This window comes from Caldimonas taiwanensis NBRC 104434 (genome assembly GCF_001592165.1).
GTDB lineage: Bacteria > Pseudomonadota > Gammaproteobacteria > Burkholderiales > Burkholderiaceae_C > Caldimonas > Caldimonas manganoxidans.
The window spans coordinates 106,180-118,794 of record NZ_BCWK01000010.1 but is presented as its reverse complement, the minus strand read 5'-3'; the positions used below and the strand labels follow the sequence as shown (position 1 = coordinate 118,794).

Annotated in this window: 13 protein-coding genes; 7 read left to right on the top strand and 6 right to left on the bottom strand. The window is 66.1% G+C overall.

Going from position 1 to position 12,615, the window contains the following annotated elements; genetic code table 11:
• Window positions 1-15: 15 nt before the first annotated feature.
• The 3 genes from CTA01S_RS10485 (at window position 16) to CTA01S_RS10475 (ending at window position 2,543) form a co-directional block, all read left to right on the top strand.
• A complete protein-coding gene (locus CTA01S_RS10485) occupies window positions 16-843 on the top strand; it encodes a ferritin-like domain-containing protein (RefSeq protein WP_019559572.1) in 828 nt (275 codons plus the stop codon).
• Window positions 844-945: 102 nt separating this feature from the next.
• Complete coding sequence (locus tag CTA01S_RS10480) at window positions 946-1,776, top strand: basic amino acid ABC transporter substrate-binding protein (protein ID WP_062195394.1); 831 nt, start codon at window positions 946-948, stop codon at window positions 1,774-1,776.
• A 14-nt stretch (window positions 1,777-1,790) separates the two neighbouring features.
• On the top strand, window positions 1,791-2,543 hold the full coding sequence (locus CTA01S_RS10475; RefSeq protein WP_019559570.1) for an amino acid ABC transporter permease: 753 nt from the start codon (window positions 1,791-1,793) through the stop codon (window positions 2,541-2,543).
• Window positions 2,544-2,602: 59 nt separating this feature from the next.
• On the opposite strand, the gene CTA01S_RS10470 is transcribed toward CTA01S_RS10475, so the two are convergent.
• Complete coding sequence (locus CTA01S_RS10470; protein ID WP_062195340.1) at window positions 2,603-3,196, bottom strand: MarC family protein; 594 nt, start codon at window positions 3,194-3,196, stop codon at window positions 2,603-2,605.
• 166 nt (window positions 3,197-3,362) lie between these two features.
• Here CTA01S_RS10470 and CTA01S_RS10465 point away from each other — a divergent pair, with 166 nt between their 5' ends.
• Entirely contained in the window at window positions 3,363-4,301 is a 939-nt protein-coding gene (locus CTA01S_RS10465) for a porin (protein WP_062195337.1), read from the top strand.
• A 50-nt stretch (window positions 4,302-4,351) separates the two neighbouring features.
• Here the strand turns inward: CTA01S_RS10465 and xerD are convergent, their stop codons facing one another.
• Window positions 4,352-5,251, bottom strand: a complete 900-nt coding sequence (gene xerD, locus CTA01S_RS10460; RefSeq protein WP_062195390.1) for a site-specific tyrosine recombinase XerD — start codon at window positions 5,249-5,251, stop codon at window positions 4,352-4,354.
• 58 nt (window positions 5,252-5,309) lie between these two features.
• A complete protein-coding gene (locus CTA01S_RS10455; RefSeq protein ID WP_062195333.1) occupies window positions 5,310-6,284 on the bottom strand; it encodes a tripartite tricarboxylate transporter substrate binding protein BugE in 975 nt (324 codons plus the stop codon).
• A 184-nt stretch (window positions 6,285-6,468) separates the two neighbouring features.
• Between CTA01S_RS10455 and CTA01S_RS10450 the strand changes: the two genes are divergently transcribed.
• Window positions 6,469-7,374: an AEC family transporter gene (locus CTA01S_RS10450; RefSeq protein WP_062195330.1), complete on the top strand. Its 906-nt coding sequence runs from the start codon at window positions 6,469-6,471 to the stop codon at window positions 7,372-7,374.
• A gap of 6 nt (window positions 7,375-7,380) precedes the next feature.
• Here the strand turns inward: CTA01S_RS10450 and queG are convergent, their stop codons facing one another.
• Window positions 7,381-8,472 (bottom strand): tRNA epoxyqueuosine(34) reductase QueG, encoded by a 1,092-nt coding sequence (gene queG, locus CTA01S_RS10445; protein ID WP_198150862.1) that lies wholly within the window; start codon window positions 8,470-8,472, stop codon window positions 7,381-7,383.
• Between queG and tsaE the strand changes: the two genes are divergently transcribed.
• Window positions 8,467-8,937, top strand: a complete 471-nt coding sequence (gene tsaE, locus CTA01S_RS10440) for a tRNA (adenosine(37)-N6)-threonylcarbamoyltransferase complex ATPase subunit type 1 TsaE (protein ID WP_062195326.1) — start codon at window positions 8,467-8,469, stop codon at window positions 8,935-8,937. The genes queG and tsaE overlap by 6 nt on opposite strands.
• Window positions 8,934-10,259 (top strand): N-acetylmuramoyl-L-alanine amidase, encoded by a 1,326-nt coding sequence (locus CTA01S_RS10435; protein WP_062195323.1) that lies wholly within the window; start codon window positions 8,934-8,936, stop codon window positions 10,257-10,259. The genes tsaE and CTA01S_RS10435 overlap by 4 nt, the downstream gene beginning before the upstream one ends.
• Here the strand turns inward: CTA01S_RS10435 and CTA01S_RS10430 are convergent.
• Entirely contained in the window at window positions 10,195-11,841 is a 1,647-nt protein-coding gene (locus CTA01S_RS10430) for a S8 family serine peptidase (protein ID WP_157451347.1), read from the bottom strand. The two genes, CTA01S_RS10435 and CTA01S_RS10430, sit on opposite strands and share 65 nt — an antisense overlap.
• 72 nt (window positions 11,842-11,913) lie before the next feature.
• Window positions 11,914-12,555, bottom strand: coding sequence for a DedA family protein (locus tag CTA01S_RS10425; protein ID WP_062195317.1), 642 nt, complete (start codon window positions 12,553-12,555; stop codon window positions 11,914-11,916).
• Between the last annotated feature and the right edge of the window lie 60 nt (window positions 12,556-12,615).

The window sequence follows — 12,615 nt, the reverse complement described above, 5'->3', positions numbered from 1 at the left end:
ATAATTCTAAGTTCCATGACGATGTGCGCACCTGCCGCCGGCGCGGCGACCACTTTGCGACAGCGTGCCTTGCACGTGCTGTGCCTGCGCAACCCCGAAGACAAAGCGGCCCAGGCCCGCATGTTGTTCGCCGACGCCCAGGCCGGCCTGGACCTCGGGCGCGACGAAACGCTGGCCCCCCTGCCCGGTCTGCCAGGACGCCCCGAACGCCCCGTGCTGGTGCCCCCCGGCCAAGTCCCGCGCCGCTCGCCCCATACCGAGCACGGCCGGGCCGCCCTGTTGCATGCCATTGCCCACATTGAATTCAACGCCATCAACCTGGCCCTGGATGCGGTGTGGCGCTTTGCCGGGCTGCCCGAGGCCTACTACCGCGACTGGCTGCAAGTCGCTGGCGAGGAGGCGCTGCACTTCACCCTGTTGCGCCAACACCTGAACCACTTGGGCCATGACTACGGCGATTTCGAGGCCCATGATGGTTTATGGGCCATGGCCGACAAAACCCGTGAAGACTTGGTGGCCCGCATGGCGCTGGTGCCGCGCACGCTGGAAGCCCGTGGCCTGGATGCCACACCGCTGATCCAGGCCAAGCTGCGCAAGGCCGGCGATGCGCGGGCGGTGGAGATTCTGCAGATCATTTTGCGAGACGAGGTCGGTCACGTGGCCATCGGCAACCATTGGTACCGCTGGCTGTGCCAGCGCCAAGGCTTGGACCCGGTGGCTCACTACGAAGTCCTCGCCCGGCGCTACGACGCCCCGCGCCCCAAGCCGCCTTTCAACCACGCCGCACGCCGGCGCGCCGGCTTCACCCAAGCCGAACTGGACTGGCTGGAGCGACCCCTCTAAAGCCCAGTCTGCGCCGACCTCCCCCCGCCGCGGGCTTACACTGCGCCCTACGTTGGCGCCACGGGGGTGGCGCCCGCAACCGTTTTTCCTTTCGAGGACTTCATGACTTCGCTGAACACCCGTCGTTTTCTCAAAGTGGCCGGTCTGATCGCAGCCGGCTTGTGGTTGGCCGCCTGCAGCAAGCAGGAGCCAGCCTCCCCCGCGGCCGCGCCGGCGGCCGCTCCTGCTGCCAAGGTGTATGTCGTGGGCACCGACGCGGCCTATGCCCCGTTCGAGTCGCAGAATGAACGGGGCGAGATCGTCGGTTTCGACATCGACATCGTCAAAGCCATTGCCGCCAAGGCCGGCATGGAAGTCAAGTTCGTCAACACGCCCTGGGAAGGCATCTTCAACTCGCTCAACCAAGGCGACCGTGACCTGCTGGTGTCGGCCATCACCATCACCGACGAGCGCCGCCAGTCCATGGACTTCACCGAACCCTACTTCGACGCGGTGCAGCTCATCGCCGTGCGCAAGGACAGCCCGGTGACGAAATTCGAGGATCTCAAAACCCTGAAGGTTGGTGTGCAAACCGGCACCACGGGCGACGAAGTCGTCACCCAGCTGCTCGGCAAGGACAACACCAACGTGCGCCGCTTCGAGTCCACCCCGTTGGCGCTCAAGGAGCTCGAGTCGGGCGGCGTGGATGCCGTGGTGGCCGACAACGGCGTGGTCAACCATTACGTGGCCAACAACAGCGCAGCGGCCTTCAAGACCGTCAGCGACACCTCCTTCGCGCCCGAGCAGTATGGCATCGCGGTGCGCAAGGGCAATGCCGAACTGCTGGCCAAGCTGAACGAGGGCTTGGCCGGCATCCGCGCCGACGGCACCTACGATCGCATCTACGCCCAGTACTTCGGCGCACCGGCGGCCGCTGGTGCGGCCTCCAAGTGAGCGACTGAGACCGCATGGACCTGCGCTGGGAAATCTTGGCGGGCTACGGCCCGCTGTTTGCCACCGGCCTGTGGATGACCATCCAGCTCACGCTGGTGGCCATCGGCGCGGGCATGCTGCTGGGCGTGGTGCTGGGGCTCATCAGCAGCTCGGCCGACGCCCCGGCGCCCAAGGCCTGGCTGCTGCGCATCGGGATGGTCGCGGCCCGAGGATTCACACTCGCCTACGTGACCTTTTTCCGCGGCACGCCCCTGTTCGTGCAAATCCTGCTGGTGCACTTCGCGCTGATGCCCACGCTGGTGCACCCGGAGCACGGCCTGCTGCTCACGGGAGCGGCCGCTGTCAGCTTCCGCCAGGAGCATGGCGCCTTCTTCTCCGGAGCGTTGGCCTTGTCACTCAATGCCGCGGCCTACATCTCTGAAATCTTCCGCGCCGGCATCCAAAGCATCCACCGGGGGCAACTGCAGGCGGCCTACAGCCTGGGGCTCACGCATGGGCAAGCCATGCGCAACGTCGTGCTGCCCCAGGCCTTCCGCCGCATGGTGCCGGCTTTCGTGAACGAAGGCATCACCTTGATCAAGGACTCCTCGCTGGTGTCGGCCATCGGCTTGGCCGAACTGGCCTTGGCCGCACGCACGGTCGCAGGGGCGTACTCACGCTATTGGGAGCCTTATCTGGCCATCTCGGCGATGTACCTGATCCTCACGCTCACCCTGTCGCTGCTGGCCAAACGGCTGGAAGCGCCGGAGCACCTGCGCGGCCGCTGAAGCCGCCGCGCCATGCCTCACCGCGGATCGGGCCCTGCCCCGCTCCGCGGCCTCGATGCTCAACCGAAGAAATAGCGCTTCAGGCCAGCCAGGATCATCTCCACGGCAATGGCCGTCAACACCAATCCCATGAGCTTTTCGATGGCCGACACCATCGAATCGCCCAACAGCCTGCGCAATCGGTCCGCGGCCAAAAGCACCGCGCCGCACACCAACATCGCCGCCGAAAGCGCGCCCACCCATTCGATCAAGCGCTCAGGCTGCCGCGAGGCCAGCAGCAGCACCGTGGCCATCGCCGAAGGCCCGGCCAACAGCGGCACGGCCAGCGGAAAGATGAACGGCTCACGCCCGGTGCCCGCCGCGTAGATCTCGCCTCCCGAGGCAAAGATCATCCGGATGGCAATGATCAACAAAATGACGCCGCCGGCCACCTCCAGCGAACGCTCGGACAAATGCATCAAATCCAAAAAGGCCTGGCCGGTGAACATGAACACCAACAGCACGCCAAAGGCGATCATCACCTCGCGCACGGCCACGCGGGTGCGGCGCTCGGGGGGCACCCCGCGCAGCACCGAGATGAAGATCGGAAGGCTGCCAAAGGGGTCGAGCACCAACAGCAGCAAAATCAGGGCAGAAAGAAAATTGTGATCCATGGGCGTGATTGTGCGTGAGGCGCCCTGTGTTGCGCTGACGCGTCATCTCTTCACATCTGAACCAATCGCGCGGGCCAGTCTTTCTACAATGACGCTTCCGTGACCGACGGCCCCACCCTGAAGCCGATCGGTCGGACTTCCAGTTTTTCTCCCACAAGGAAACTCCATGAAAAAACTCCCGATCGCCGTGGCGGCCGTCGCCGCACTGGCCGCCGGCTCGGCCTTGGCCCAAAGCAACGTGAACATCTACGGCCGCATGAACGTGTCGGTCGAGCGCCAGAAGGCGGGTGGCCAATCGCTGACGGGCTTGGTCAACAACGCCTCCCGTATCGGATTCCGTGGCACCGAAGATTTGGGCGGTGGCCTGAAAGCCGGCTTCGTGCTGGAGCATGGGTTCAACATCGACACCGGCGCCCAAACGCAAACCGAGTTCTGGGCCCGTCAAGCCGAGTTGAACCTGTCGGGTGGCTTCGGCATGCTGCGCCTGGGCCGCTACACCAGCGAAGCCTATTTCGCCACGGCCGACTACGTGAGCATGCACAACCACGACACCGGAACCTCGTCGGATGCGCTGTATGCCTACATCACCCGCGACACCAACAAGATCGCCTACCGCACGCCGGACCTCGGCGGCTTGACCGTGGAAGCGGCCATGTCGCTGAAAGAGGCGGCCGCCAACCACAGCTATGACCTGGCAGCCAACTATGGCATGGGCCCGCTGCAACTGGGTGCTGGTTATTCGAAGCTGGGGGATCAGAACCAGTTCGCGCTGCGCGCCCTGTACACCCTGGGCGACTTCACCTTCGGTGGTTATGTGCAGCGTGACGAAGACGGCTTTGGCGCTGGCCTGGGCAAGCGCACCAACGTGCGCCTGTCGGGCATATACGCCATGGGCGCTTCGGAGTTCCACCTGAACGTGGGCCGTGCTGGCGAATATGACAACGTCAACGACAGCGATGCCACCCAGTTCACCTTGGGTTACAACTACAACCTGAGCAAGCGCACCAAGCTGTACGCCTTCTACACCAAGCTGAACGATGGCTCGGCCAGTGTCTACGGTGGCGACTTCAGCTCCGTCGCGCTGGGCCTGCGCCACAACTTCTGATCGCGCTTGGCGCCTGATCTGGACAAGCCGGCCTTCGGGCCGGCTTTTTTTCATCCGCGCGGATGATGCTTCGCATGCAGCTGGCGCAGCCGCTCGCGGGCCACGTGGGTGTAGATCTGCGTGGTCGAAATGTCGGCATGCCCCAGCAGCATTTGCACGGCGCGCAAATCGGCGCCATGGTTGAGCAAGTGCGTCGCAAAAGCGTGCCGCAGCGTGTGCGGCGACAACGGCTGCGTGATGCCAGCCTGGCGCGCATATTTCTTCACCAGCGTCCAGAACATCTGGCGCGTCATGCCTTCACCGCGCTGCGTGACGAACAGATCGCGTGCCGCACGTCCACCCAGGATCAGCGGCCGCGATTCGGCCAAATAGCGCCGCAGCCACGCATGGGCCTCCTCGCCGAAGGGCACCAGGCGCTCGCGCGCACCCTTGCCCAGCACGCGCAGCACGCCCTCCTGCAGCGCCACATGCACGGTCTTGAGCGTGACCAGTTCGCTCACGCGCAGGCCGCTGGCATACATGAGCTCCAGCATCGTGCGGTCGCGCAGGCCCAACGGGCTTGCCGTGTCTGGGGCCTGCAGCAAGGCCTCGACCTGGGCTTCGCTCAAGGTCTTGGGCACGCGCAAGGGCTGGCGTGCCGTCTCCAGGCGCAAGGTGGGATCGGCCTGGATCAAGCCCTCTCTCAAAGCCCAACGAAAATACCGCCGGAACACCGTCAGTTGCCGGTTGGCCGTGCTGGCCTTGGTGTGTTTGCGGTGCACGGCGTAGGCACGCAAGTCGGTCTCGGTGCTGGCATCCAAGGGCTTGCCGGCCTGGCTGTCGAGCCAGCGGGCATACAAGGTGAGGTCACGGCGGTAGGCCGCCAGCGTCAGCGCCGACAGCCCTTCTTCCACCCACAGCGCCTCGACGAAGCGGTCGATGCGGACCAGGCTTTCGGTCAGTGCAGACATGGACAAAGGCCGTCGCCCCAGGGCGACGGCCGTTCGTCAATGGAAGCGCGCAGCCGGTTCAATCGAGCTTGAGCTTCTGCTTGTCCACCACCTGCTTGTAGACCTCGTACTCGGCCTTGGTCTGGGCGGCGAACTGCTCGGGCGTGTTGCCCACGATGATCGAGCCGGTGGCCTCGATGCGGCGGCGCACCTCGGGGTCTTGCAGCGTCTGACGCACGGCGGCATTGACTTTGTCGACCACATCCTTGGGCAGCCCCTTGGGCCCGTGGATGCCATAGTAGGCCATGCGGTTGACCGGCTCCAGGCCCACTTCCTTGAAGGTCGGCACATTGGGCAGCACCGGCAGGCGCTCGGGCGCGGCCACGACGATGGGCACCAGACGGCCGTCCTTGATGAAGGGCAGCGCCGAGGGCAGGTTATCGAAAATCATCGGCACCTGGCCGGCCACGGTGTCGTTGAGCGCCGGGCCTGCCCCGCGGTAGGGAATGTGCGTGATGAAGGTGCCCGACAGCGACTTGAACAACTCCATCTGCAGGTGACCGATGCCACCGGTGCCCGAGCTGGAGTAGCTGAACTTGCCCGGGTTGGCCTTGAGCACTTGCAAGAACGTCTTGTAGTCCTTGGCCGGGAAGGAGGGGTGCACCGCAATCACGTTGGGCGTGGCCGCGATGTTGATGATGGACGTGAAGTCGGTCAACGGGTTGTAGGGCGTCTTGGGATTGATGGCCGGGTTGGACGCGGTGGTCGACACCGTGGCCATGCCCAGGGTGTAGCCGTCGGGCTGGGCACGCACGATCTCGGCCGCCCCGATGAGCCCCCCGCCACCGCCACGGTTGTCCACGACCATCGGTTGCCCGAAGGGGCCTTGGATTTTGTCCGCGATGATCCGGGCAATGATGTCGGTGGTGCCCCCGGGAGCAAAAGGCACGATCAGCCGCACCGGCTTGGACGGATACGCTTGACTCCAAGCAGCACCCGCAAACGCGAGGGCAGCCGGCAGGGTCAGGGCGGCGATCAGGTGTCGACGCTGCATGAAAGTCTCCTTCTGGGCAACGAAAACAAATGAATAGGAATGAATGAAGCGTGGCCCGATGATACGTCTTGATGGGCACGGCACCGTTGGCCACTGTGGAGATTACGTATCGGGATGTCCCGCAGTGGCGTTGGGCCGCTGGCACACTGCGCAACTGGGCGTACCGTGGTGCTGCGATCAATCGATGAATGATGTCGTGCTGTTGCTGCCAGACTTTCTGTTGATCGTCTGCGGCTTTGTGCTGTGCCGCCATACGGCGCTGAACCGCACCGTGTGGGATGCCGTCGAGCGGCTCGTGTACTACTTGTTGTTCCCGGTGCTGCTGTTCTACTCCATCGTCCGCAGCCCGCTGGAATTCCAGACCATGTTACCGCTGGCCGCCGCCGGTCTGTGCATCGTCGGCGCGGGCATTGCCGCGGCCTATGGGCTGGGGCGGCTGCCGGGCGTGGATGCGCGGCTGCATGCCTCGGGCGCTCAGGTGGCGTTTCGCTTCAACTCTTACGTGGCGCTGGCCTTGGCTGACAAACTCGCCGGCCCGGCAGGGGTGACCTGGACGGCCTTGTTGGTGGCCCTGGCCGTGCCGTTGTGCAACTTCGCTGCGGTGTATCCGCTGGCACGCCATGGCGGCCACGGGTTTTGGCGTGAGATCGTGCGCAACCCGCTCATCTTGGCCACCGTGGGGGGGCTGATCGCCAATGTGTGCGGACTGCAGCTGGCCGATCCCGTGGCTGTCACCGTCCAACGCATCGGCCAAGCCGCCCTGCCGCTGGGTCTGATGGCCGTGGGCGCAGGGCTGCAGCTCGGTGGCTTGAGGGCCGGCCCGGGCTTGGCCGCCGGTTTGCTGGGCATCCGGCATGCGGGACTGCCGCTGGTGGCTCTGGCCTTGGTGCAACTGCTGGGGCTGCCCGCCGCGCAGCAACCGGTGGTGGTGGCATTCGCCGCGATGCCCACGGCCTCCAGTGCCTATGTGCTGGCCGCTCGCATGGGCGGCCATGGCAGTTATGTGGCAGGGTTGGTCACCGTCTCGACCTTGCTGGGCATGGCCTCGATCCCATGGTGGCTGGCAGCCTTGCGATGGATGCAGAGCTGATGGCCCTCATGGTGCACGCTGCGCCAAGGCCCAATCGATGTGTTCGCGCACCAGCGGGCTGGCCGTCTCGCGGCGCGCCTGCAAGGCCTGGCGCACGGCCGCATCGCCCGTGATGCGCCACGCATTGCCCAAGGCCACCGCGAGGTTGCGCATCCAACGCTCATGGCCGATGCGGCGGATCGGGCTGCCTTCGGTCAGCTTCAAAAACCGCGCCTCGTCCCAGGCGAACAACTCCAGCAGGGTGGCCTGCGCCCAGATCGGGCGCGGCTCGAAGTCGGGCACGACGGCACGTTGCGCGAACTTGTTCCACGGACACACGAGCTGGCAATCGTCGCAGCCATAGATGCGGTTGCCGATCGCCGTGCGCAGCTCCACCGGGATCGGACCGGGATGTTCGATCGTGAGATAGGAGATGCAGCGCCGGGCATCGAGCCGGTAGGGCGCCACAATCGCCTGCGTGGGGCACACGTCCAGGCAGGCCCGGCAGGACCCGCAGTGCGACGAGGTGGACGGGGTGGGCGGCAGCGCCAAGTCCACATAGATCTCGCCGAGAAAGAATGTCGAGCCGGCCTGGCGTGACAGCAGCAAAGTGTGCTTGCCCCGCCAGCCCAGGCCGCTGCGCGACGCCAACTCGACTTCGAGCACCGGCGCCGAATCGGTGAAGACCCGATGACCCAAGGGCCCGACCGCCTGCGCCAGCCGTTCGGCCAAGGCTTGCAGCCGGCTTCGCAGCACCTTGTGGTAGTCACGCCCACGCGCATACAGTGAGACATTGGCCTGCTGCGGCGCGCGGTGCAAGCGATCCCATTCCACGGCCTGCCAACCCGGGGGGGCGCTGGCGGGCAGATAGTCCATGCGGGCGGTGATCACGCTGACCGTGCCCGGCACCAATTCCGCCGGGCGCGCACGCTTCATGCCGTGGGCAGCCATGTAGTGCATCTCGCCGTGAAAGCCGGCCTCCAACCAAGCGCGCAAGCCAGGCTCGGCATGACGGAGGTCGACACCGGCCACCCCGATCTGGGAAAATCCCAGCTCATGGGCCCAGTGGCGCAATTGCAGCAGCAAAGCGGCGGGGTCGATGACACGGTCTCGATGCATTCGACGATTCTAGGAAGCTCCCATCTCCAGTGGCCGGATGAAGCGGCCTGCGAAGCCTTTGCGCAGGCCTTGGCGCGGCGCAGTGAATTGCGCGAGGCCTTCATCGAATTGCACGGTCCACTGGGCGCCGGCAAGACCACCTTCGTGCGCCACCTGTTGCGCGCGCTGGGCGCCACGGGCCGCATCAAGAGCCCCACCTACGCAGTGATGGAGCCCTATACCCTGCCCGATCTGCAAGCCTGGCACTTCGATCTGTACCGCTTCAACGACCCGAGCGAGTGGGAAGATGCCGGCCTGCGGGAGATCCTCACCGGACCGGGTCTGAAGCTCGTGGAATGGCCCGATCGGGCCGCCGGCCTGCTGCCGGTGCCGGACTGGCGCATGGAACTGCGCCCCGGCGATGGCGATCAACGCGAGGTCATGATCAGCGCCTACACCCCCCGCGGCGCCGCCTTGCTCGGATGAAGCGGCGGCACTTTCTCCATCGCGCCGGCAGCCTCGTGCTGCTGTTGGGCGCCAGCGACATCGCCTGGGGGGCGACCATCGTGGCCGTGCGCGTGTGGCCTGCCCCTGACTACACCCGCGTGACCTTGGAAAGCGACACCCCTTTGCAGGCTCGCCATTTCGTCACCAGCCAACCCGACCGGCTGGTGGTCGATGTGGACGGGCTCGAACTCAGCCCCACACTGCGCGAGATCGTCGGCAAGGTGCACGCGGACGACCCCTACATCGCCGGAGTGCGGGTGGGACAGAACCAGCCGCGCATCGTGCGCTTGGTGATCGACCTCAAGCAGCCGATCGCACCGCAGGTCTTCACCCTCGCCCCGGTGGCCGACTACCGGCACCGCCTGGTCTTCGATCTGTACCCGACCGTGCCGATCGACCCGCTGATGGCCTTGATCCGCGAGAAAGAAGAGGCCGAACGCCGGGCCCAGGCCGCGCTGGACGACGCGCTAGGGGAGTTCATCGATCGCATCGGCCGCGGCAACCACACGGCCCCGCCTGCCGTGGCGGCGGCTCCGAACCCGCCGGCGAGCCGTCGCAGCGATGCCGAGGCGGGCCAGCGCAGCCGTGTGAACCGCCTGATCATCGTGGCCTTGGACCCAGGCCATGGTGGCGAGGACCCCGGCGCGATCGGTCCGGCCGGCACGCGCGAAAAAGACGTGGTGCTGGCCATCGCCCGGCGGCTGCGCGACCGCATCAATGCCGAGCCGAACATGCGCGCGATGATGACACGGGATGCCGACTTCTTCGTGCCCTTGCGTCAGCGCGTCGAGAAGGCCCGCCGGGTACAGGCCGACCTGTTCATCTCGATCCATGCCGATGCCTTCACCAACCCCAATGCACGGGGCGCCTCGGTGTATGCCTTGTCTGAACGCGGAGCCACCAGCGAGGCAGCGCGTTGGCTGGCGAACAAGGAAAATGCCGCCGACATCGTGGGCGGCGTGAACGTGAAGCACAGCGACGCTCATGTGCTGCGCGCGTTGATGGACATGTCCACCACCGCCCAGATCAACGACAGCCTCAAGCTGGGCAGCGCGGTGCTCGGTCACATCGGGAAGATCGGGCGGCTGCACAAACCCCGGGTCGAGCAAGCCGGTTTCGCCGTGCTCAAGGCGCCGGACATTCCGTCCATCTTGGTGGAGACCGCCTTCATCTCCAACCGGGAAGAGGAGCAGCAGCTGCGCTCGGCCGAGTACCAGGATCAACTGGCCGACGCGCTCATGAACGGCATCCGCCGCTACTTCCAGAAGAACCCGCCACTGGCGCGCAACCGGCAACTCTGAGCCGCTGCGCCCAGCCCGCCGCAGCGATCAAGGCCAGCGTCCAAACCCAAGACAGCGCGCCACCGCCGCCGCCACGCTCGAACCCCGGCCAAGGGCCGTCACGCACGCGCCGCACCGCGGCCTCGGCATCGAGCATGCCCGCCCCACACATGCCGGGGTGGATGGCGCAATAGCTGCCCTCCGGATGGGCGCGCGCGGTCTCGGTCAAGATCGTGCGCACTTGATCGGCGGTGAGCGCCTCGTTCATCGAAAACATCAAGGCCGCCGTCGCCGCCACCAAGGGCGTGGCTGCCGAGGTGCCGCCCGTTTGGTCCCGGTCCATCGGTCGGCCTGGCGCCCTCTCCCCGTCGTTGCCGAGGGTCAGGATCAAAACGGGGTCGCACAAGGCACCGGGGCCCGCTCCGCAGCCTCCCCCCGGTGCGGTCAAGCTCAGCCGTGGCGAGCGATTGGAGTAGTCGGCCAAATCCCCTTGCGACGTGTGTGCGCCGACGGCAAGCACCCCGGGGCAGCCCGCAGGCAGGCTGACCGACTCGCTGGACTCATTGCCAGCCGCCGCCACCACCAAGACCCCTGCGGCACGGGCGCGATCGACCGCCTCGCGCACGTACCGATATGCGCCGGAGGAGCAATCGAGTCCGGGCGCGGAGCCCAAGCTCAAGCTCACCACCCGCACCTGGGCCGCGCTGGGGTTGTCGGGCACGCCAGACAGCGAGTCGCCCACGGCCCATCGCAAGGCATCGGTCACATCGCTGAGCCAGCCCCCGCAGCGGCCCAAGGCCCGGATGTGTTGCACCCTCACACCAGGAGCCGCCCCGGCGATGCCACGTCCGTTGTGGATCGTCGCGGCGATCAGGCTGGTCATCTTCAATCCATGCCACGAGGACGCTTCACCTCGCGGGACGCAATAGTCGCCCGGGTCGGACGGATCGCCGTCGCGGCCATCGCCGTCACCGGCCACGTCCTGCCCGTCGATACTGCCCGAGGAGACGAAGTCGTAACCGTCGAGCACAGCGCCGTCCAGGTCCGGATGGGGCACCCAACCGGTGTCGATGACGGCCACGATCACCGAGGGAGAGCCGGTGAATGCCGCGCCAGGCACGTCCCATGCATCGCTGAAATGCGCGCTACCCGCCACGCGGGCATCGCGCGGAAGCAACGCCCATTGCTCGAAAAAGTGGGGATCGTTCGGAATGAAGGCCTGGGGACGCACCCACAGGTCCACCCCGACGTCAGCCACCTCCGGTTGGCTCGCCAACACGCGGGCCAGCTGCTCGGCCTCGCGCAGACTGCGGGGCTGATCGAGCCGGAGCACCCAGGCGCCATCGCCAAGACGGTGCTTGGGCGTCCCCTGGATCGCCAAGCGTGCCATCAGCGCCTGCAGGCGTTCGGCGGTGCGATCTTGCCTTGCCACCGGCGCGCCGCTGGGCGGGGCCGAGCGACCCACGTTGGGCGACTCATGCAGGCGAACCAGCAAACGGTGGGTCGTCTGGGACGGCCCCGCCGTCTGGTCCATGGCCCAGGCCGCCGGCATACCCAGCACAGCGGCCAGCCCAATCGCGCAGCACAGCACCAAGGATTTCACCAGACTTCCCCCCCTCTGAGAGGGCCGAAGGCCTGGCCCTTGCACTGGCCGCAACGCAGCCGCAGATGGTCCTCAGGGTGCCGCACGTTTGGCCTTCCACGCCCCATACATGGCAATCAAGCCCGGCACGACGATCAGCGCCCAGATGATCTTTTCCAGGTTGTTCTGGACGAAGCTGAGGTTGCCGAAGAAATAGCCCGCCAGCGTGATGCCGACCACCCACAGCACGGCACCCACCACGTTATACAGCGTGAACTTGGCCCGATTCATGTCGGCCACGCCGGCCACGAAGGGCGCGAAGGTGCGCACGAATGGCAGGAAGCGCGCCAGGATGATGGTGATGCCGCCATAGCGCTCGTAGAACTCATGCGCCTGGTTGAAGGCACGTTTGTTGAAAAAGCGCGACTGCTCCCACTGGAACACCTTGGGGCCGAAGTAGCGGCCGATGGAGTAATTGACCTGGTCGCCCGCGATCGCGGCCACCAGCAGCAGGCCGATGGACAGCCGGATGTCCATCAAGCCGGCTCCGCACATCGTGCCCACCACGAACAGCAGGGAATCGCCGGGCAGGAAGGGCATGACCACCAGCCCGGTTTCCACGAAGACGATGGCAAACAGCAGGGCATACACCCAAGGCCCATAGGCATCCACGAAGCGGGCCAGATGTTGGTCCACGTTCAGGATGAAGTCGATCAGGAAGGCGATCCAGTCCATGGGGCGGGATTATCCCCGCCGGGCAGGGTCCCGACGGAGCGCCGACCTACAATCCCCGTG